This window comes from Virgibacillus carmonensis (assembly GCF_057836705.1).
In genome coordinates this window covers 1-579 of record NZ_JBYQFJ010000299.1, presented here as the reverse complement: position 1 = coordinate 579, position 579 = coordinate 1, and the positions used below count along the sequence as shown (strand labels likewise).

Here is a 579-nt window from a genome sequence, read left to right as displayed (position 1 = left end):
CAGCACTATGAAACTATCCGTGAGCGTTTCCAGGATCAGGCAGTTAATATTGGCTTACTAAGCAGGTTCCGCACGTCAAAACAGCTGAAAGAAACAACTGTCGGTCTGAAAAGCGGGCTGGTCGATATTGTTATTGGAACCCATCGCTTATTGTCCAAGGATGTGCAATACCGGGATTTAGGTTTATTGATCGTCGATGAAGAACAGCGATTTGGTGTGAAGCATAAAGAGAAGATTAAGCAGATGAAGACAAATGTCGATGTTTTAACATTAACGGCAACACCAATTCCGCGTACCTTGCACATGTCCATGCTTGGTGTTCGCGATTTATCTGTGATAGAAACACCGCCAGAAAACCGTTTCCCGATTCAAACCTATGTGGTAGAATACAACCCGATTCTAATTAGGGAGGCAATTGAGCGGGAAATGGCTCGAGGTGGGCAAGTATTCTTTTTATATAACAGAGTGGAAAATATTGATTCAATTGCACGTGAAATTGGTTCGCTGGTTCAGGATGCTAAAATTGCAATTGCCCATGGAAGAATGAATGAAACAGAGCTTGAGAATGTCATGTTTGGC

The 579-nt window shown here is 42.7% G+C and carries 1 protein-coding gene; it reads left to right on the top strand.

Annotated features, from left to right (window positions below):
• A partial coding sequence (locus tag AC3G7N_RS21980; RefSeq protein WP_489424244.1) for a DEAD/DEAH box helicase occupies window positions 1-579 on the top strand: 579 nt, incomplete at both ends.